The 20640-nt window shown below is 62.3% G+C and carries 16 protein-coding genes and 1 tRNA gene; 11 read left to right on the forward strand and 6 right to left on the reverse strand.

Annotation, left to right across the window (positions count from 1 at the left end; genetic code table 11):
- Positions 1–74: 74 nt before the first annotated feature.
- A complete protein-coding gene (locus PF049_09150) occupies positions 75–2135 on the forward strand; it encodes a DUF11 domain-containing protein (protein WBY15766.1) in 2061 nt (686 codons plus the stop codon).
- Positions 2136–2166: 31 nt separating this feature from the next.
- Here PF049_09150 and PF049_09155 read toward each other — a convergent pair.
- A tRNA-Ser gene (locus tag PF049_09155) sits at positions 2167–2256 on the reverse strand.
- Positions 2257–2379: 123 nt separating this feature from the next.
- Between PF049_09155 and PF049_09160 the strand changes: the two genes are divergently transcribed.
- The 9 genes from PF049_09160 to PF049_09200 all read left to right on the forward strand — a co-directional run bounded on the left by PF049_09160 (position 2380) and on the right by PF049_09200 (position 10602).
- Positions 2380–3399, forward strand: a complete 1020-nt coding sequence (locus PF049_09160; protein ID WBY15767.1) for a lytic murein transglycosylase — start codon at positions 2380–2382, stop codon at positions 3397–3399.
- Positions 3383–4561 carry an SPOR domain-containing protein gene (locus tag PF049_09165; protein ID WBY15768.1) on the forward strand — a complete coding sequence of 393 codons (1179 nt, stop codon included), beginning with the start codon at positions 3383–3385 and terminating at the stop codon, positions 4559–4561. Before PF049_09160 ends, PF049_09165 begins: the two co-directional genes overlap by 17 nt.
- Positions 4562–4627: 66 nt before the next feature.
- Positions 4628–5755: a D-alanyl-D-alanine carboxypeptidase gene (locus tag PF049_09170; GenBank protein WBY15769.1), complete on the forward strand. Its 1128-nt coding sequence runs from the start codon at positions 4628–4630 to the stop codon at positions 5753–5755.
- Positions 5752–6384: a dTMP kinase gene (gene tmk / locus PF049_09175; GenBank protein WBY15770.1), complete on the forward strand. Its 633-nt coding sequence runs from the start codon at positions 5752–5754 to the stop codon at positions 6382–6384. The genes PF049_09170 and tmk overlap by 4 nt, the downstream gene beginning before the upstream one ends.
- On the forward strand, positions 6381–7331 hold the full coding sequence (locus PF049_09180; protein ID WBY15771.1) for a DNA polymerase III subunit delta': 951 nt from the start codon (positions 6381–6383) through the stop codon (positions 7329–7331). Before tmk ends, PF049_09180 begins: the two co-directional genes overlap by 4 nt.
- Positions 7324–8883, forward strand: coding sequence for a methionine--tRNA ligase (gene metG / locus PF049_09185; GenBank protein WBY15772.1), 1560 nt, complete (start codon positions 7324–7326; stop codon positions 8881–8883). Before PF049_09180 ends, metG begins: the two co-directional genes overlap by 8 nt.
- Positions 8883–9674 carry a TatD family hydrolase gene (locus PF049_09190; protein ID WBY15773.1) on the forward strand — a complete coding sequence of 264 codons (792 nt, stop codon included), beginning with the start codon at positions 8883–8885 and terminating at the stop codon, positions 9672–9674. Before metG ends, PF049_09190 begins: the two co-directional genes overlap by 1 nt.
- Positions 9671–10438, forward strand: coding sequence for an MBL fold metallo-hydrolase (locus PF049_09195; protein WBY15774.1), 768 nt, complete (start codon positions 9671–9673; stop codon positions 10436–10438). The genes PF049_09190 and PF049_09195 overlap by 4 nt, the downstream gene beginning before the upstream one ends.
- A complete protein-coding gene (locus tag PF049_09200; GenBank protein ID WBY15775.1) occupies positions 10435–10602 on the forward strand; it encodes a hypothetical protein in 168 nt (55 codons plus the stop codon). Before PF049_09195 ends, PF049_09200 begins: the two co-directional genes overlap by 4 nt.
- Before the next feature lie 109 nt (positions 10603–10711).
- Here the strand turns inward: PF049_09200 and PF049_09205 are convergent, their stop codons facing one another.
- A complete protein-coding gene (locus tag PF049_09205) occupies positions 10712–14050 on the reverse strand; it encodes an amidohydrolase family protein (protein ID WBY15776.1) in 3339 nt (1112 codons plus the stop codon).
- A gap of 117 nt (positions 14051–14167) precedes the next feature.
- Here PF049_09205 and mazG point away from each other — a divergent pair, with 117 nt between their 5' ends.
- Positions 14168–14962: a nucleoside triphosphate pyrophosphohydrolase gene (gene mazG / locus PF049_09210; protein ID WBY15777.1), complete on the forward strand. Its 795-nt coding sequence runs from the start codon at positions 14168–14170 to the stop codon at positions 14960–14962.
- A 4-nt stretch (positions 14963–14966) separates the two neighbouring features.
- On the opposite strand, the gene hflX is transcribed toward mazG, so the two are convergent.
- The 4 genes from hflX to PF049_09230 all read right to left on the reverse strand — a co-directional run bounded on the left by hflX (position 14967) and on the right by PF049_09230 (position 20595).
- On the reverse strand, positions 14967–16256 hold the full coding sequence (hflX, locus tag PF049_09215; GenBank protein WBY15778.1) for a GTPase HflX: 1290 nt from the start codon (positions 16254–16256) through the stop codon (positions 14967–14969).
- 29 nt (positions 16257–16285) lie between these two features.
- Complete coding sequence (hfq, locus tag PF049_09220) at positions 16286–16825, reverse strand: RNA chaperone Hfq (protein WBY15779.1); 540 nt, start codon at positions 16823–16825, stop codon at positions 16286–16288.
- A gap of 142 nt (positions 16826–16967) precedes the next feature.
- Positions 16968–18344 carry a sigma-54 dependent transcriptional regulator gene (locus PF049_09225; GenBank protein ID WBY15780.1) on the reverse strand — a complete coding sequence of 459 codons (1377 nt, stop codon included), beginning with the start codon at positions 18342–18344 and terminating at the stop codon, positions 16968–16970.
- 67 nt (positions 18345–18411) lie between these two features.
- Entirely contained in the window at positions 18412–20595 is a 2184-nt protein-coding gene (locus tag PF049_09230; GenBank protein WBY15781.1) for an ATP-binding protein, read from the reverse strand.
- Between the last annotated feature and the right edge of the window lie 45 nt (positions 20596–20640).

Raw genomic sequence — 20640 nt, forward strand, 5'->3', positions numbered from 1 at the left:
GCTCGAGGCAAAGCGGTATACGGCGCCTTAACCATCCTCGCGTAAGTGCGACGGCTATGGTCGCGCGCTCGATAATGATGCTGATTGCTCTTGCCGTATCGCTGCTGGCGAACGGCACGGCTCATGCCCAGTCCACAGCAACCGTAGACTGGACGACCCTCGGTGCGCCCAGCGCAGGCGCATTACCGAGCCCGTCCACCGCAACGGCAAGCGACAGCACGACGACGGCAACCGTCACTTACGCCATGGCGGCCAGCGGAACCGCGCCGACGCCCATCCTGCCGACCTTCGTGTCCTATTACGATCCGGTCTTCGGGACGATTGCCGGCTCGCTGCTGATGAACTTCGACAATCCGGCCTACGATCCCAATGACAAGCTGACGACGACCGTCTCCCTCAACCGGGCAGTCACGGGCCTGCAATTCACGGTAACCGATATCGACGCTAACGCCTGGGTCGATGCAGTCGAGGTGCAATACGACACGGGTGACGGTACCTGGCGCAATGCCGCGGACAACACCGCATTCTACACCGCTGGCGGAGCCGCGACGCGAACCAACAATACGATTGTCAACGGTTGGCGAGGGACCGCAAACGTAGCTACGACTTCCACGGCTGGGAACATCGCCTTCAACTTCGGCAATACGCTCGTACGGCGGGTCAGGGTCGTCTATTTCAGCTATACGGGGACCGGGGATCCGGGCGGCCAGGCTGCCGGCCTGAGCGATCTGACCTTCAACCGCGCCTTTGCCAACCTTTCGCTGACGAAGACCTTGCTGACCGCTACGCCCACCACGGGCAACAGCGCCACGTTCCGCCTGACGCTGACCAATGGCGCGTCATCCAGTCTCTCGGCAACCAATGTCCGGGTGCGCGATACGCTGCCGACCGGATTTGTCTTCACGTCGGCAAGCGGTACGGGCTCGTTCAATGCGACTACGGGCGTGTGGACGCCGGGGACCGTCGGCCGCAACCAGAGCGTCAGCATCGATCTCACCGGCACAGTCACGGCGACGAGTGGCGCGACGATCACGAACCGCGCCGAGGTTACCGCCAGTGACCAGTTCGATCCCGATTCGACGCCGAACAACAATTCCGTGACCGAGGACGATTACGCGACAGCGAACCTGACCGTGGGCGGGGGCCGTGTGGCGGGCATTCCGCCGACGCTCGTCTGCCCGAACCAGACGATCCTGTTCGACTGGGATCCGGTAAACTGGACTGCCGGCAGCACAAACAACAGCTACGCGCTCGGCACGCTTGGACAGATCGGCTTCTCGCTGACGAACGACGGGGCCTGGGTCAATATTGCGGCTTTCGGCGGGCAGTCTCCGGCCAAGCAGAATACCTTCACCGGAGGGATCCTGCCGAGTGAGTTTTCCCTGGCCCTGGTCGTGGACCAACCATCGCAGTCAGCGCGTGCGACTACCACGATTGCGCTTCCGGACATCATGCGCGGCGCACAGTTCCGTATCTTCGATGTCGACAGCAACCCCGGACAGTTCGCCGACCTCGTCGTGGTGGAGGGCCGATACAAGGGCGCGACCGTGCTACCGACGCTCACCAATGGCGTTTCCAACTACATCATCGGCAATACGGCCTATGGTGACGGCGCGTCGGACAACCCTTCGGCGAACGGCAATGTCGTCGTCACCTTCTCGCAACCGATCGACACCATCATCATCAGGTACGGAAACCATTCCGCAGCACCGGCCGATCCCGGCCTGCAGGGTATCGCATTGCATGACATCACGTTCTGCCGTCCGACGACCACTCTGGTGACGGAAAAAACCAGCCGCGTTCTGACCGATGGGATTGCTGATAACGAAGCGGAGTTTTTCATCCCCGGCGCCACGGTCGAATACTGCCTTCTCGTCACCAACACCGGTGAATCGCGTGCGACCAATATCCAGATGAACGACAGTCTGCCGGCCCAGCTCACCTATGTCGCGGGTACCTTGCGCTCGGGTTCCAACTGCGCCGATGCAGCCACTGTAGAGGACGATGATGCCACAGGCGCGGACGAGACCGATCCCTATGGCGCCTCTTTCGCAACAGGGGCCGTCATCGGCACTGCACCCGCACTGGCTCCCGCTGCAAGCTTCGCGGTGAAGTTCGAAGCGACCATCGACTAGGACGATGCGCTGCTTCGACTGACGAGGCGGCTGGCGGACAGGGTGGGATTCGAACCCACGGTACGCTTGCGCGCACGCTGGTTTTCAAGACCAGTGCATTCAACCGCTCTGCCACCTGTCCGTGCACCGGATCGCTAACGTCTTGAACTGCGTTTGTCACGGCGGACGAGCGGAGTAAATTTCGTGGCGGTCGGTGCGGGGAAATTCATTGGCTGGCCATGCGCGATGTGACACAAGCAGGCACATGAAATTCAAGCGCCTGCTCCTCGCCCTGTCCGCGTTCACTCTTGCCGCGCCGGTTGTCCCCGCAACGGCGCAGGACATGTCCTTCGACGCCTACCTTCAGATCCTGATCGCCCGCGCCCGGGCGGAAGGGGTCAGCGAAGGGACGCTCCAACGCATGACGCAGGGCCTGACGCCGAACATGCGCGTGATCGAGCTCGACCAGGCGCAGCCGGGATCGCCGCAGCGCAGCGGCTATCCTGCGCTGCAGCCTTACCTCGACACCCACGTGAACCCGACGCGGATTGCCAACGGCCAACGCACCTTCGCATCGACCCGCAGCATCGGACAGTCTGTGGAGGCGCAATACGGCGTTCCGCACGAAATCCTGACCGCGATCTGGGGTCACGAGACCAATTACGGCTCCTATCGCGGCAATTTCGACCTCGCACGGTCGCTTGCGACGCTGGCCTGGGAAGGGCGTCGGCGCGAACTCTTCAGCGGAGAATTCGTCGCCCTGATGAAAGTGGCGGACAAGGGCTATTCGCGCAGCGACCTCGTTGGAAGCTGGGCCGGTGCGTTCGGCAATCCGCAATTCCTGCCGAGTGTGTATCTGAGACTGGCTACCGATGGCGATGGCGACGGACGAGCCAATATCTTTACAAACCAGGCCGACACGCTCGCCTCGATCGCGCGTTATTTCAAGGATTCCGGCTGGCGTACCGGGCAGCCGTGGGGCGTGCGCGCCAGCGTTCCCGCAGGGTTCGATTTCGACCGCGTGGACAACGAGGTTTATGCCCCCGTCTGCGATCGCGTTCACGAGCGTCACAGCCAGTGGAAGCCGGTGTCCGAATGGCGCAATCTCGGCGTCCGGCCGCAATCCTATCTCGCCGATAACGTCATGGCTTCGCTCTTCCAGCCCGACGGTCCGGGTACCCGCGCATGGCTCTTAACCTCAAATTATCGGGTTATCCTCGAATATAACTGCTCTAATTACTACGCCATGAGTGTGGGGCTGTTAGCTGATGAGATTGCTCGATAATGCCGTTCGCAAGGGACTGATAATCGGTCTGGCCATCGGCCTCGCCGCCTGCGGGCGGGGAGGGGCCGAACCACTGTCTCTCGCAAGCACGCGCGCTGCGACGCCGCAGTCAGCAACGCTTGGTCCGGCCGCCGACTACCCGCAGATCATCGGCGAACCCTATAGCGCGGGGGGCAAGCTCTATACGCCCGCCGATGTGCTGAGCTACGATTCGGTAGGCTATGCCATAACCGACCAGACCGCCGGTTCGGGCGTGGAGGTCGCGCACAAGACGCTGCCTTATCCAAGCTATGTCGAGGTGACTTCGCTGGAAACCGGCACGACGATCCTCGCCCGGGTAACATCGCGCGGCCCCATGACGTCCGATCACATGGTCGCGCTGTCGCGCGAAGCCGCTGCGCAGCTTGGTGCCGGGGAGAACGAGGCCGTTCGTGTTCGCCGGGTCAATCCGCCGGAGCACGAGCGGGCCGAACTGCGGGCCGGCAGTCGTGTCGCGCAGCGGCTCGAAGTGCCCAAGGCGCTTGTCAGCGTCCTGCGCGAGAAACTGCCAGCGAGCGGCTCGGCAAGCCTGCGTTCGCCTGCTGCCGATGCTGCGCGGATGGCCTCTGCGACAGAACTGCCATCAACGACCCCGGTCGCAATCGCGCCGAGCGCCGCGGCCAAACCGCCGGCCGGAGCAGATCAGCCCGAAGCTCTCGCCTCCAGTTTCGATCGCGCCTTTTCTCCGGCTGCACGTCAGGATGCGAACCGTTCCTATCCGCTTCCGCCCCTGACCCGAACCGCTGCACCGGCGGTGACGTCCGCACCAACACCCGTCGCGATGCCGCAGCGTCCCGTCGTGGTTGCAAAACAGGACGCAGAGGTTGCCAATTTCGACCTAGCGGCCTCGCAGATGCCTACTGCGACCACATCGGCACCCCCACAAGCCACGACAGGTGACACGCTCGCCGCTTCCCAAGGCTTCGTCATTCAGGCCGCCGCATTCTCGAACAAGGGGAATGCGGAGCGTGCTGCCAGCAGCCTCGACGGTTTCGTCCGCAAGGCCGGTCGTTATTACCGTGTCCGCACCGGCCCCTACGCAACCCGTGGACAGGCCGAGGCAGCGCTCGCCAAGGTGCGCGCTGCCGGTTATAGCGATGCGCGAGTATTTACCGCAGGATAGACCGCCGGCCCTTGCCGGTGGCGGGGCACGAATTTGCGAACCAGGTTTGCTGCATTGCTGGCTGGAATGGCGCTGCTGGGCGCTTCGCCTTCGCATGCACAGGGACAGCGCGAGCTGACGCCTCCGACGGCTCAGGACATTCCCATCGCCCTGATGCTGGATCTTTCGAGCAACCAGATATTGCTCTCGCGCGAGGCGGATCGACGCTTCGTGCCGGCCTCGATAACAAAGGTGATGACCGCCTTCACAGCGTTTCAGCTGATGGAAGCCGGGCGCATCGTACCGAACCAGCGCATGGCGGTATCGGACGAAACGTTCGAGGAGTGGAGCGGGAAGGGGTCCAGCATGTTCGTGCCCCGCGGTGCGATCATCCCGGTGGACCAGCTCCTGATGGGTATTACCACCGTTTCTGCCAATGACGGCTCGGTCGTCTTGGCGGAGGGTACTCTCGGCTCTGTAGAAGAATGGGTCTCGCGGATGAACGCCGAAGCCCACGCCATCGGTATGCGCGACAGCCGCTTCGGCACGCCTAATGGCTGGCCCGATGCCGGCTTCACCTTTACGACGGCAGAGGATCTCGCCCGTCTGGCGAAAGCCATCCTTACCCGGCATCCCGCGAAATTCCGCCGATATTTCGGCCATCGCGGCATGGAATTCAACGGCATCGCGCAGGACAATCACGATCCGATCAGCGGCATCGTCGATGGCGCCGACGGTTTCAAGACAGGCTTCACCAACCAGGCCGGATACGGATTTCTCGGCACTGCGGAGAGGGGAGGCAGGCGGCTGGTCATGGTCGTTGCCGGAGCCGACCGGAGCGGCATCAGGGACCGTGCCGCGCGCGACCTCCTCGAATGGGGGTTCGACGCCTTCGAAAGTCGCCGCCTGCTGGGGCAGGGCAGCAGCGTCGGCACGGCGCGCATACAGGACGGCGAAGAGAAGGATGTCGGCCTCGCGACGCAAGGGCCGGTCCGCATCGCCGTTCCTGCGGGCAGCGACGCCGATGTTTCGCTATCCGTCGTCTATCGCGGCCCTGTACCGGCCCCTGTCACGGAAGGGGAAGAGATCGCGAAATTGCGGATCGACGTAGAGGGCTTGCAGCCTGCCTATGTCCCGCTCGTCGCCACCCGATCGGTAGCGCAGGCTGGCTTCCTGTCGCGCATTTCAAACGCGTTTGCCGGATTGCTCTCGTGAAGCGAGGCAAGTTCATCGCGCTGGAAGGCGGGGAGGGGACCGGCAAATCGACCCAGTCGCGTTTGCTGGTCGATGCCTTGTCGGCGCAGGGTATAAGTGCAGAGGCCACGCGCGAACCGGGCGGAACCGAAGGGGCGGAAGCCATTCGCTCGCTCCTGCTGAGCCCTCCGGGAGATGGATGGGGCCCGCGTGCGGAAGCCCTGCTGTTCGCGGCAGCAAGAGCGGATCATGTCGAAAAACGTATTCGGCCCGCTCTTACCGAAGGCCGGTGGATCGTTTGCGACCGCTTCGTCGATTCGAGCCGCGCCTATCAGGGCGGAGCGGGAGAACTCGGCGACGGGGCAATTACAGAACTTCATGCCTTTGGCTCGGAAGGCCTCCGCCCCGACCTGACATTGGTAATCGACGTCCCTGCCGAGCTGCGGGAGCAAAGGCTCGCACTCAGGGATGCAGGCGGGAGCGACGCAATCGGTGGCCGGACAAGTGACTATCACGCCGCCGTGCGCGAAAGCTTCGTGACGAATGCCGCATCCGATTCTTCCAGCATCGTGATAGACGGCGAGGGAACGCCGGGCGATGTGCATGACAGGATCATGGCGGCTGTCCGTCCACTGATGGTGAACGAATGACGGATGTTCGCTCCACCCCTGCCTGGACCGAATGGCGCGCCGCGCGCGAAGGGGCGCGCATGCATCACGGCTGGATCCTGGCCGGGCGCGCAGGGCTGGGCAAGCGAGCGTTTGCGATGGAAGCGGCGCGCGATCTTGTAGGGGCGACGGGCGAGGGCGACCATCCCGATATCCTCGTGCTCGATCATCCGCCCAAGGACGACAAGGAAGCGCGCAAGAAAGCCGATGGGAAACCCTATGAGCGGGCGCGCAATATCAAGGTAGACCAGATCCGCGCCATGCAGCGCATGCTGACCACGCGCGCAACGCTGGGTGACAACCGCGTCGTCATCATCGATCCGGCGGACGATATGGAGGCCAGCGCTTCCAACGCCTTGCTGAAAAGCCTGGAAGAACCGCCTGCGGGGACGACCATGATCCTGGTCGCGCACCGGCCTGCGCGACTGCTTCCGACCATTCGTTCGCGCTGCCGGCTGCTCCGCTTCGGACCGCTGGATGATGACGCGATCCGCACTGCAGTCGCGAACGCATCGCCCGAAACATCGGTCGACCTGCGCGATGCTGCTGTGCGCGCGGCTGGTGGTTCGCCGGGCATGGCGATGGCTTATATCGAGCATGACATGGGCAAGGTCGACAGGCTGCTTAGGGAAATCGTCACGCAGGGTGATGCGGATTTCACACTGCGGGGCGCCCTGTCCGCTGCCATCGGAGCGCGGCCTGACAAGGACCGGCAACGTGTCCTGTTCGATCTCGCCCGGGCCATACTGACCGACCGGATGGCGCAGACCGACCGGGAAGCCCTGTCCGGACTGGCCGACGCCCATGCCGACCTGGTGGAGCTTGCCGCGCAGGCGCCGATCTACAATTTCGATGCGAATTTCCTCGTTATGGAGATAGGCAGCTTGCTCGCATCCGTCGCTGGCAATAGGAGCGGCGCCAATGTCTGATCCCTATTACATCACCACCGCAATCCACTATCCCAACGGCAAACCGCATATCGGCCATGCCTACGAGACGATTGCAGCCGACGTGCTGGCGCGGTTCCACCGCCTGCGGGGGCGAGAGGTCCGTTTCCAGACCGGAACGGACGAGCACGGGCTGAAAATGGCACAAAAGGCGCGCGAGCTCGGCGTGACGCCGCGTGCACTGGCCGACGAGATGAGCGGCGCGTTCCGCGACCTGTTCGACCGGCTGGGCATCACCTATGACCGTTTCATCCGGACGACGGATGAAGACCACCACCGGGCAAGCCAGGCGATCTGGCAGGCCATGGCAGCCAAGGGCGACATCTATCTCGATCGCTATGAAGGCTGGTACTCCATCCGCGACGAGGCCTATTACGACGAAAGCGAGCTCACCGAGGGAGAGGGAGGCGAAAAGCTGTCGCCGCAGGGCACGCCTGTCGAGTGGACGGAGGAGGAGACATGGTTTTTCCGCCTGTCCCGATATCAGGATCAGCTGCTAGACCTGCTGAAATCGCCAGGCTTCCTTGAGCCGGAAAGCCGCCGGAACGAGATGGTTTCCTTCGTCGAAGGGGGATTGCGCGATCTGTCGATCAGCCGGACCAGTTTCGACTGGGGAGTCAGGGTTCCGGATAGCGAGAACCACGTCATGTATGTCTGGGTCGATGCCCTGACGAACTATCTGACCGGGCTGGGTTATCCCGATAAAACAGACAATTACAACAAGTTCTGGCCAGCGAACCTGCACCTTATCGGCAAGGATATCGTGCGCTTTCATACGGTCTACTGGCCGGCATTTCTCATGAGCGCCGACCTTCCCGTGCCGCAAAAAGTGTTCGGGCACGGTTTCCTGCTCAATCGGGGCCAGAAGGAGAGCAAGTCGCTCGGCAATGTAACCGATCCGGGCGAACTGGCGGATAATTTCGGCGTCGACAATCTACGCTATTTCCTGCTGCGGGAAATTGCATTCGGGCAGGACGGAAGCTATTCGCCGGAGGCCATCGTGACGCGCTGCAACGCGGAATTGGCGAACAGTTTCGGCAATCTGGCGCAGCGCACATTGTCCATGATTAACAAGAACATGGACGGCAAGATTGAAGCTTTCCAGAACGCGCCGGAAGACGATGCGCTGCTGTCGACCGTCCGGGAAGCGACCCGCCGAGGGCTTCCCGACCAATTCGAGAAACTGGCGTTCTCTGCCGGTATCGAGGAGTGGATCAAGGCCGTCTATGCCTGCAACCAGTATGTCGACGAACAGGCGCCATGGGGTCTCAAGAAAACCGACCCCGAGCGGATGAAGGCTGTTCTCCAGACGCTTTTCCTCGCAATCCGCGACCTGGCGATCGCAATCCAGCCCGTCGTGCCTGAAAAAGCTGCCGCGGTTCTCGACCAGCTAGGCATTGCGGAAAACCAGCGGGCCTATGCCGACCTCGAGGACGCCGGCTGGTTCGATGCGCTGGTCGAAACCGGTTTTACCGTCGATAAGCCGACACCGGTATTCCCCCGTCTGGACATGCCGGAAGGAGCCCCTGTCTGATGCTGATCGACAGCCACTGCCACCTCGAATACGAAGGGCTCGTCGAAGATCAGGACGACGTTCTCGAGCGCGCAAGGGCCGCCGGGGTGGGGGGCTTCCTCAACATTTCGACCAGGCAGAGCGAGTGGGACCGCGTGGTCGGCACTGCGCAGCGCGAACACGATGTTTGGGCCAGCGTGGGCATCCACCCGCACGAGGCTGATGCACATGAGGATCTGGGCCGCGATGTCCTGCTCAAGGCCACCGAGGCCGAGAAGGTCGTAGGGATCGGGGAAACCGGTCTCGATTATTATTACGACAAGTCGGACAGAGCGGTTCAGCAGGACCTGTTCCGGATGCATATCGATGTTGCGCGGGATACCGATTTACCTCTCATTATCCATACCCGTGACGCGGAAGACGATACCGCCCGGATCCTGGCGGAAGAGAAGGAGAAGGGCGATTTTCCCGCCTTGATCCATTGCTTCACAGCCTCCGCCGAGTTCGGCGAGAAAGTGCTGGCAATGGGCCTTTCGATTTCGATCTCGGGGATCGTGACCTTCAAGAATGCCAAGGATTTGCAGGCGGTTGCTGCCGAGGTACCTCGGGACCGACTGCTGGTCGAAACAGACAGCCCGTTCCTCGCTCCCGTTCCGCATCGCGGCAAACCGTGCGAGCCGGCCTTCGTGCGCAACACCGCGCAGTTCATCGCCGACCTGCGCGGTGAGGCGCTGGAGGAGCTTGCGAGCTATACCACCCGTAATTTCCATGCGCTCTTCAGCCGCACGACGAATGGCGGGGCTGCCGCATGAAGCTGATCATGCTGGGATCCGGCACGTCGTCCGGAATTCCGCGGGTCGGCAATGATTGGGGCGCATGCGACCCGTCCGAACCCAGGAACCGCCGCAGTCGCGTCTCGATCATCGTTGAAGGACCGGCCGGCGAAAGACTGCTGGTCGATACGTCGCCGGACCTGCGACAGCAATTGCTGGACAACGCGATTGGCAAGATCGACGCCGTGTTCTGGACGCACGATCACGCCGATCATTGCCACGGAATCGATGACTTGCGCGGGTTTCGTTATGCCCGTTCGAACCCTTTGCCCGGCTTCGCTACAGAGGAAACCGGCCGGCGCCTGAAAGCCCGTTTCGATTACATCTTCGAGGGTCAGTTCGGGTATCCGACGGTGGTGGATTTCCAGCCCCTCGACCGCCTGCGAATGTTTGCGGGCTTCGGCATCGAATGGTGCAAGATGCCGCATGGCCCGGCGAAAAGCACAGCCTTCAAGTTCGAACGAGACGGTAAATCAATCGGTTACGCGACCGACTTCAGCGAGATTACGAACGAGATGGTGCGCGTATTGAAGGGTGTCGATATCCTGGTCAGCGACTGCCTGAGGCGTTCTCCGCATCCGACACACGCGCATCTCGACATGGCGCTGGAACTCGGGGCCCGGTGCAAGGCTAAGCGGATCGTGCTGACCCATCTGGACAAGAGTATGGATTACCGGACGTTGTGCGGCGAAGTGCCGAAGCACGTCACGGTCGGGTATGATGGTCTGGAGATGATGGCATGAACCAGTTCGATACGGTCCAACTGATCGCCTTGATCGGCTGGCTCGTCCTGGCGGCCGCTGCGCTTGCATCGTACAAGATGGATTGGAAACAGGGCCTCCGGCTCGGTTTCCTCTGGGCCGTCATATTTGCGACCGTGTTCCTGTTTATCTCTGTCGTCCGGTAGGGCTCAGCACCCCCCCGACTCCTCCAAGTATTTTACATAATATATATTATCATTCTGATGTTAGTCAGGCTGAGGGGAGCTTTGCGAAATCCCCTGTCGCCCGTTGTTGCTACTCCCACCAGTATGGCAGACGCCTGGCATCACCGGTCCCGACCTCGTTCATGGTCCGCGCATCGTAGAGCCGACCCCCGAGCATGACCTGCGATATCCTGTCCGAATTCCGGATATCCGCACTCGGATCGGCGTCCAGCACGACGATGTCGGCAAGTTTCCCGACCTCGATCGATCCAATATCACGATCCATTCCGAGTGACTTTGCAGGTTCGATCGTTCCCGCACGCAAGGCTTCGATCGGCGTCATCCCGCCACGGACAAAGCTCCACAGTTCCCAATGCGCGGCAATGCCGGCCTGCTGCCCGTGCGCGCCGATGCTGACCTTCACGCCGCGATCTGCCAGCTTTTTCGCCTCGCGGGCGGCATTGTCGTCGACGAATGCCCAATCGGGAGCCTTCGTGCGGCGTGCCGTGGCAGCCAGCAATTGCTTAGGCGGCGTGTGCACCAGGAGCGGATTGTCGAAGACGTCCGTCGCCTGACGCCAGTACGGGTCGCCCGCCAGACCGCCATAGGTGACGACCAGTGTCGGCGTATAGTTGGACTGCGACTGCCCGAAGAACTGGAGCACATCGTCATACATCACGTCGACCGGCACATTGTGTTCCACGGTCGAATTGCCGTCCGCCACCAGGTTCATGTCCATTCCGAACAGAGAACCGCCTTCTGCCACGACCAGCATGTTCTCCGCTGCAGCAGCGCGGGCCACCTGCTGGCGCTGTTCGCGGCGTGGCTGGTTGTAATTCTTGACCGATATGCCGCCCTGCGATTTCAGGCGGCGGACATGGGCCAGAGCGTCGTCATAGCTGTCGACCCGGGCATAGACGCTGGACGCTTTCGCCCCGTACACGATCTCTCCCGTCGAGAAGATACGCGGGCCGAGAAGCTGCCCTGCCCTTTGCCGTTCGGCCGCGGCAAAAATCATGCTCGCGCTGGAGCTCGGATCGTGGATCGTGGTCGTTCCCAGGGCCAGCTGCTGCACCTGCGCCCAGTTCTGCTGGGGGATCAGGTCACCGCTACCCTGCGGCCCGTGGGCATGGGCATCGACGAGGCCAGGCATGATCGTTTTGCCCGCCATGTCGATGACATTCGCCCCGCGAGGAACGGTAATCTGCGCTGCAGGGCCAACCGCGACGATCCGGTCTCCGTCGATGACGACGGTACCGTTGTCGATCGCGCCCGCGCCTTCTCCCGCCATTGTCAGGATGCGGGCGCCGGTAAGGGCAGTGACGCCCGATGGCTTGTCCGCGCCGACGGTCATGGAAAGGTCAAGTCCCGACGTGGGCGGCGTAAACCCGCTGACATCGCCATCCTGCGGCTCGCTGGCAAACAGGGCCGAACTGGCTGCGCGATAGAGAGTAGGTCCCATCGACCAGTAGAGCGTATCTCCGCCCTGCGACCAGCCGATGTAATCCGCCCCTCCCTCACTGACTTTCGTCACCGGCAGGGCGCCGCCCGTCTCCCCGACATTTACCGCCTGACCGCCCGGCATCAGCGGCATGGTGAACGCCTCGTAATTCTGGCGGAAAGCGAAATGTTGGCCATCCGGCGAAACGATGAAGTCGTTCACCAGCTCGCCCTGGGCATGAACGCGGCGTGCCTCGCCCGAGAGATCGGAACTGATCAGTTGGAGATTGCCGTTCTGACGCCCCAGCATGAAGACACGGTCGTTGGCGCTCCCGAACTGCGGCGATCCGGTATCGCGCGCAATCAGTCGCGGCGCGCCTCCGCCGACCGGAACACTGTAGACACCGGGATTTTCCGAAAAGTCGGGCGAATTGAGGAAGCCCCCTTCCCGCTTTTCGAACACGATCGTCGATCCGTCTGGCGAGAATTTCGGCCGCGCGTAATGTCCGGGCTGCGCGGTGACAGTGCGTCCGCCGCGACCATCGGCATCGGCAACGACAATTTCCCCCAGCCCCTGATCGGTCCAGCGGACATAGACCATTCGCCGCCCGTCACGGTTGAAAGAAGGCCACAATTCAAGGGCATCCGCCTGGTTCGTAAGACGCCGCGGAGTGCCGCCGCCTGCATTCCTGACGTAAAGCTTGCCGAGAGTTTCGAAGACGATGGTCCGCCCATCCGGCGACAGGGCCGCGAAGCGCGGGATCGAAGTCGTAAAACTGTCCGGCGCGAGGGGGATGACCGGATGCGGTGCATCAGCGATCCCGCGCGTATCGTCGATGCGGAATGGAATGTCGGTGGCGGCCGAGCCATCGGCGTCCACCCGCCGGATCTTACCCCCCGCCCAGAACACGAGCGCACGGCTGTCGGGCGTCCAGTCCATGTTGGGATAGACCCCGGTAACAGCCCAGGTTTCCTGTACGTCGAGATCCAGTTCCCCATAGATCATTGTCTCGCGGCCGCTGGCGATATCCTTCATCCACAGCTGCGACTGGTCCTTGTCCCGCCGGACGAATGCAATCTTCTCGCCATCGGGCGACGGAGTGGGCCGCACCGCCCCGCCATAACCGGAGACGGCAACCGTACGCTCGCCCGTTGCCAGATCGTAGCGCTCGATCTCGAAAATTCCCTGCGTCGAATCCTGCGCATATTCAAAGATCGGGCCGGACGTGTTGTTGCGCGTGAAGTAGACCGCTTCGCCGTCGGGGGAATAGATCGGCTCGCCCAGTTCCTTCTGGTGCTGCTCGTTGGGCCGTTCGACAAGCTTGACCCCGGCCCCGCCCGAAACATGATATAGCCAGATTTCGCCCGTGCCCAGGGAGCGGCCGGTCGTGAAATGCTTCTTCGCAACGATGAACCGGCCGTCCGGCGACCAGCTTGGCTGGTTGAGCAGGCGAAAATCTTCTTTCGTCAGTTGCTGTTTGTTCGATCCGTCGGCGTTCATGATCCAGATATTGTCACCGCCGCCGCGGTCCGAAGTGAAGGCAATCCGCCGCCCGTCGGGGGAGAAGCGCGGGTGCACTTCCCACGCCAGACCTTCGGAAATCCGAACCGGTGCCCCGCCCCCGATCGGCATCGTGTAGATGTCACCCAGCAAGGAAAACGCCACGGTCCGCCCATCCGGGGAAACGTCCACATCGATCCATGTGCCCTCGTCCGTGCGGATCGGAACCTGCCGGATGGTCGCACCGGGCGGTGCGTTGACGTCCCATTCGCCTTCCGCCGGCGGTGTCGCCGCAGCTCTGGTTGCGTTGACGGGTGTTCCGCTGCCCTCTGCCGGCATGGCGTCGATTTCGGGTTGGGGCGCGATCACCTCGTCTTCCGGAACCTCCGTTTCCTCGACCGGGGTCGGCAATCGCTGGTCCTGCGCAGACAGTGGGCTGAGCGCGAGGACACTGGTCGAAAGCATGGCTGCGGCGGCGATGGATTTCATTCGTGGACTCTCCCTGTTCGAGTGCCTGTCTGCGCCGATGTGGAAAATGTGGCAAGCGGCGAACCAGCGAACGCCTTTCGCTGGCCGACGAGCGTCGCACCCTGTACCGGGACAGGCATGACTGAAGATCAAGAACCATCCCTCACCGCGCCAAGCGGACCGAGTGAAATCGCGCGCCTGCTCGGCATCATGGCCCGGTTGCGAGACCCCGATCGGGGGTGCGAATGGGATCTCGCGCAGGATTTCAGCAGCATCGCGCCCTACACCATCGAGGAAGCCTACGAAGTCGCGGACGCGATCGAGCGCGGCGCCATGGACGAGCTGCGCGAGGAACTCGGCGACCTGCTGCTGCAAGTTGTCTTCCACGCGCGAATGGCGGAGGAGCAGGGTCTGTTCGCCTTCGATGACGTTGCCCGGGCGATCTCCGACAAGATGGAGGCGCGGCATCCGCATATCTTCCGCGATGCGGGCGGTACGATGACCGAGGGGCGCTGGGAAGAATTGAAGGCCGCAGAGCGTCAGCAAAAGGGCGCCAGCAGCGCCATGGACGGCGTCGCCCGCGCCCTGCCTGCTCTGCTGAGAGCGGAGAAGCTGCAGAAACGTGCGGCCCGCGACGGCTTCGACTGGGGCGATACCGAAGGTCCCACGGCGAAGGTACACGAAGAAATCGGGGAACTTGCGGAAGCTCCCGAGGAGAAACGGCTGGAAGAGGCCGGCGACCTGCTGTTTGCCGCGGTCAACCTGGTTCGCGCTTACGGCGTCCCCGCAGAAGAGGCCCTGCGTGCGGCGAACGACAAGTTCGAGAGGCGTTATCGCGGAATGGAAGAGGCCGCATCAGGGAGCTTCGCAACGCTCGATCTCGGCGCACAGGAAGCGCTTTGGCAGCAGGTGAAAGCTGCCGAAGCATCCTGACCGGCTAGAGCGTTTCGAACTGACCCAATTCCTTGGGGTTCAGCCGGACCGTTATCAGCCTCATCGGCTGTCCCTCATGTGGCTCGCCGTCGGCATCGTCCAGCACCTCTCCGTGGGCATGAAGCCAGGCGATCCTTTGGCCATCGCTCGCAGCAATCTGGAATTCGCGCGTGACCGCCTGCGTCGTCAATTGCGCGCCTATGCGGTGAACCAGTTCGTCGATCCCTTCCCCGGTGAAGGCAGACAAGGTCGTCACATCGGGATCGTCCGCCGCGATTGCTTCCAACGCTTCGGCGCGCTCTGTGTCCAAAAGGTCGAACTTGTTCCACACTTCGAGAATAGGAATGGCACTTGCACCATCATCGGCGTCGATGACCCCGAGATCGGTCAACACGTCGAGCACCTGCTTTTTTTGCGCTGCCGTGGAAGGGTTGGCGATGTCGCGGACATGCAGGATAAGGTCTGCGGCAGTCACTTCTTCCAGCGTCGCGCGGAAGGCGGCAACCAGCTGCGTCGGCAAGTCGGAGATGAAGCCCACGGTGTCCGATAGGATCGCCTTTTCTACCCCGGGCAGTGAAATGGCGCGCATGGTGGGATCGAGCGTGGCGAACAGCAGGTCTTCCGCCATCACAGCTTCGCCCGTCAACCTGTTGAAAAGCGTAGATTTGCCTGCATTGGTGTAACCCACAAGGGCAATGACGGGCCAAGGCGCGCGCCCCCGCCTGTCACGGTGGAGCGTGCGCGTCTTGCGGACCTGCTCCAGTTCACGGCGCAAGCGTCCCATCCTCTGCCGGATCATCCGCCTGTCGGCCTCGATCTGCGTTTCGCCGGGACCGCCGAGGAAGCCGAAACCGCCCCGCTGTCTTTCGAGATGGGTCCAGCTGCGGACAAGACGGCTCTGCTGGTAATCCAGATGGGCCAGTTCGACCTGCAATCGCCCTTCGGCAGTGGCCGCACGTTCGCCGAAAATTTCGAGGATCAGTCCGGTGCGGTCGATGACCTTCCGGCCGAGCTTCTCTTCCAGGTTACGTTGTTGGATGGGGCTCAGTGCCCCGTCCACGACGACCAGCTCCGCCTCGTTCAATTCGCAATCGGTCGCGATACGCTCGACCTGGCCCGAACCGAACAGCGTATTCGGTTTGACGTCGCGCACCGGGAGGACGTAGCTTTCGGCAATTACCAAGCCGATCGCCAGTGCAAGTCCGCACGCTTCCGCCAGTCTGCCGTCCGCATCCAGATCGTATCTGACGGAGCGGATATCGGGGCAGACGACAAGCGTCCGCCCGCCCCGCACAACCTCTTCGCGTTCGTCGTCAAGAAAGCTCAGCTGTCGTCGCCTTCGAAATCGTCGGACAGGTCGACAGCCTCAGCCGGCTGAACCGTCGATACGGCGTGCTTGTAGGCGAGCTGAACAAAGCCATCGCGCTCCAGAAGCACGCAGAACAGGTCATAGGCCGCGATGCGGCCCTGCAGCATGACGCCGTTGACGAGGAACATGGTCACCTGCACCTCCGCCTCGCTGACCTTGGCGAGGAATACATCCTGCAGCAGGCGCTGTTTCCGGTTGCCGGCCTGGCTCGCAAACTGGCCCGCGTCCATGGGGGAACCGGGCATGATGGTGCTGATGGCATGCTTGTAGACCAGTTGCGACTGCCCATCGCGCCGAAGCAGCATCGAAAAATTATCGAACCATGTGACAATACCCTGAAGTTTCACGCCTTTTACGAGAAAGACGGTGACCGGGGTCTTGGTCCGGCGCAGCTGGTTCAGGAAAGCGTCCTGCAGATTGCCCGACTTCGTTTCGGCGGGGGGTGAATCTTTTTTCACGCGCGGGCGTGCACTCAACGTTCTTCCGTCCGACATTCTTGTCGTTCCTTTTCTTGGCGGCCACACGGGCGGTCCGCAATCAGGTCGCATGGGAGGTGCAACCGGCTCGCATGGCGGGACAAGCGCCATGGCTTACTGAACGAAACCGATGCAACGCTGCATCAGTTCCGGTTCCTATCTAGTCATCATTCTTGCGTTCGGTCATCCCCAAAATCTTCAATTTCCGGTGAAGTGCCGAACGCTCCATCCCGATAAAGCTAGCGGTCTTCGAGATGTTGCCGGAAAAGCGGCGGATCTGGATCCCGAGATACTCCCGTTCGAAGTTCTCCCGCGCCTCGCGCAGCGGCACGCCCATCAGGGTCGACATGCCCGTTCCACCGCCGATCTTGCCGCTGGTGACTTCGGCCGGCAGCATGTCGGGTTGCACCTCTTCGATCCGGTCGCGCGGGGACAGGATGACCGTCCGCTCGACGACATTGCGAAGCTGGCGGACATTCCCCGGCCATTCATACGCCTGCAGCGCTGCCATGGCCTCCTGCGTGATTTGGGGGGGACGTATGCCCTGCTCGGAGGCGTAGCGGGTGAAGAAATGCTCCGCGAGCGCAGGCACGTCGTCGCGTCTTTCCGCCAGCGATGGGATCGTCACCGGCACGACGTTCAGGCGATAGAACAGGTCTTCGCGGAACCGCTTGTCTTCGATTTCCTGCTGGAGGTCGCGGGACGTCGACGATACGACACGCACATCCACCCCGATCTGGCGTGACCCGCCGACGCGCACGAAGCTCTGCTCGGTCAGCACCCGCAGGATGCGTGCCTGGGTTGCCAGCGGCATGTCGGCAACCTCGTCGAGATAGAGCGTACCCCCGTCGGCCTTTTCCAGCAGGCCTGCCCGAACCAGCTTTCCATCCGCTTCCTCGCCGAAGAGCTCGTGTTCGAACCGTTCGGACGTGATGCGAGCCGAATTGACCGTCACGAAAGCGTGGTTGGCCCTGGGGCTCCATGCATGAAGCAGCCGGGCGGCCACTTCCTTGCCAGCACCCGCAGGTCCGGTCACCAGAACCCTGCTGCCGGTGTTCGCGACACGCTTCAGCGTAGCGCGGACCTGGTTGATCGCGGTCGAGTTGCCGGTGAACTCGTCGCTTGCCGATTGCCCTTCACGCAGCTGGACATTCTCGCGGCGAAGACGCTCCGTCTCCGTCGCCCGGCCTACCAGCATGAGGAGGCGCTCCGCCTCGAAAGGCTTTTCCAGGAAGTCCATCGCGCCGCGCGAAACCGCCGAGACTGCCGTATCGATATTCCCGTGGCCCGAGAAGATGATCACGGGGAGTTCGGGTTCGCGCTGCTTGATCGCGTCAAGCACCTCCAGGCCGTCCATTTTGCTGCCATGCAGCCAGACATCCAGCAGCACGAGGCTGGGCCGTCTCTCGTCGATCATCTCCAGCGCGCTGTCGCTGTCGCCTGCGGTGCGGCAGTCGAAGCCCTCGTCGCTGAGGACCCCGGAAACCAGGTCGCGAATATCTTTTTCGTCGTCGACTACGAGAATTTCGAGAGCCATCAGGCATCCATCCTTGCGTGCAGTGTCATCTGTGTCTCGCCAAGTGTCATGTGCATGTTCGGGCAGTTCATTCCGCGGCCTCCTGCCCGGCCATCTGCGGCTGGCGGGCGAAACGCATGGAAACGCGCGTTCCGGTGTCTCCGTGATCGGCGCGGGCGAAACTCATCGCGCCGCCATGTTCCTCGACAATCTTGTTCACGATGGCGAGACCGAGACCGGTGCCCTTCTCGCGCGTCGTCACATAGGGTTCGAGCAGGCTTTCGCTTTCCATGGGCAGGCCGATACCATTGTCTTCGACAGCAATATCGAGCCAGTTGGCATCTGCGGTCACAGTTACCGCGACGCGTCCGCGAAAGTCAGGTTCCGCAGCCCCTTCCCGCGCATCGATGGCTTCGGCTGCGTTTTTCAGTACGTTGGTCATCGCTTGGCCGAACTGGTGGCGATCGCAGGCGATCTCGATCTGTCCGGCGTCTCTGGCATCGAACCGGAAATCGATTTCGGGATGCGCCACTTCCTGCAGGAATAGCGATTGTCGGACGAGATCCAGCGCGTCTTCCTGGCGAAATACCGGCTTTGGCAAGCGCGCGAAGCTGGAAAATTCGTCGACCATTGTCCGCAATTGGCCGACCTGCCGCACGATCGTGCTCGTCAGTTCATCGAACAGCTCGCCATCCTGCTCGATCTGGCGGCGATAGCGGCGCTTCAAACGTTCTGTCGCAAGCTGGATGGGGGTCAGTGGGTTCTTGATCTCATGCGCGATTCGGCGGGCGACATCCGACCAGGCGGCTTGCCGCTGATCCAGAAGCTGCCGGGTGATGTCTTCGAACGTAATCACGAAACCGCCGGCGGCCGCAGAGTTCTTCACCGCGAGGGTCAGGATTTCGCCGCCCTTGTCGAAGCTGACGACGCCCTGCCCTATTCCAGACTGCACCAGCGCGCTCATCTGCGGCGCAAGCGCGTCGAGCGACAATCCTTCGGTGCCATCCACCCCGGCAGGCAGCAGGAGCGACTGTGCCGATCCATTCATCAGCAGGATCTGACCATCGGAATCGACCGAAATGATGCCGGCGGTGATCGATTCCAGCAGAGCTTCCATGAAGCTACGCCGATCGTCGAGCTGCAAATTGGCGAGCTTCAGGTCGTCTGTCTGCGATTCGATCTGTGCGGTCATGCGGTTGAATGCACGGTTCAGCAGACCAATCTCGTCGGCCCCCGTGCGACCTTCCACTCGCAGGGAGAAATTGCCTGCCCCAACCTTCCGCGCTGCGGCAACAAGATCGGTCAGTGGCTCCACCTGTCGATCCGCGAACCTGAGCGCGAACCACACGGCAAGCCCCACCAGGAAAAGGCTGACGAAGAAGAGTGCGAGGTTGAAGCGAAGCTGCAGCGCCCTCGCCCGGCTGGTCAGCACGTCATATTGCGACACGACGGAACTTGCCCGCTCCCACTGACTGAACGAGAGCGCTTCGGAATTGCGGGCATTGTAGAGGTAAATACCGCGCGCAGCATCGATCGGCGCCACCGCCTCGATGCGCGTCGCATCGGCGAATACCGCAACAGGTTCCTGGTCGGAGAATACGCCAAGGGCCAGCTCGCCGCGCTCGGCAGGCTGGGAATCCTCTCGCAGATTGAATGCAGCCGCCGTCGTCAGCGTCCCGTCGGGGAATGCCTGCAACACGGCGGATTCATTGATTTCCCGCCCCTGCATCTGGTAGCTGAAGTCTTCGAGGAACTCCGTGTTCGTGAGATCGAGCTCGCCCGTATTGGCAAAATAGAAGCGCAGGTCGCCGGCCATCGTGACCGTCTCGTTCGCAACTTCCAGCTGGTTCTGCTCGTAATATCCGCGCGCAAGTTCGTTCGCGTTTTCCATCAGGCCACGCGAATTGCCGGAAAACCAAAAATCGACACCCGACTGGAAAAGAACTGCGGCGAAGCCTGCTACCAGCAAGGTCGGCACAGCAGCGATCAGCGAGAAAAGGAAAACCAACCTGACATGGAGCCGTGCCGTGCTGCCAGCAGCGCGGCGAATGGCAAGGCGCCGTCCGCACAGGACCAGCAGGGCCATGGCCGGTATCATGGTACCGACGAGGAGGATCGCGACCTGACCTGTGGGCAATAGCTGGCCGTCCGGCGGGGCATTCCTGAAAGCCGCCCATGTCGTCGCCATCATGCCGAGCACGGCCGCCAGCGTCACCAGTTCCAGCAGCAGGAACATATTCGCCCGGCGCGACGCCACGACGAAGCGGCGCATCCAGCGCGGGCTCCTCCGTGTGGTCTGTTGCGCTGCGTCTACCAT

This window comes from Erythrobacteraceae bacterium WH01K (assembly GCA_027941995.1).
Taxonomy (GTDB): domain Bacteria; phylum Pseudomonadota; class Alphaproteobacteria; order Sphingomonadales; family Sphingomonadaceae; genus CAJXSN01.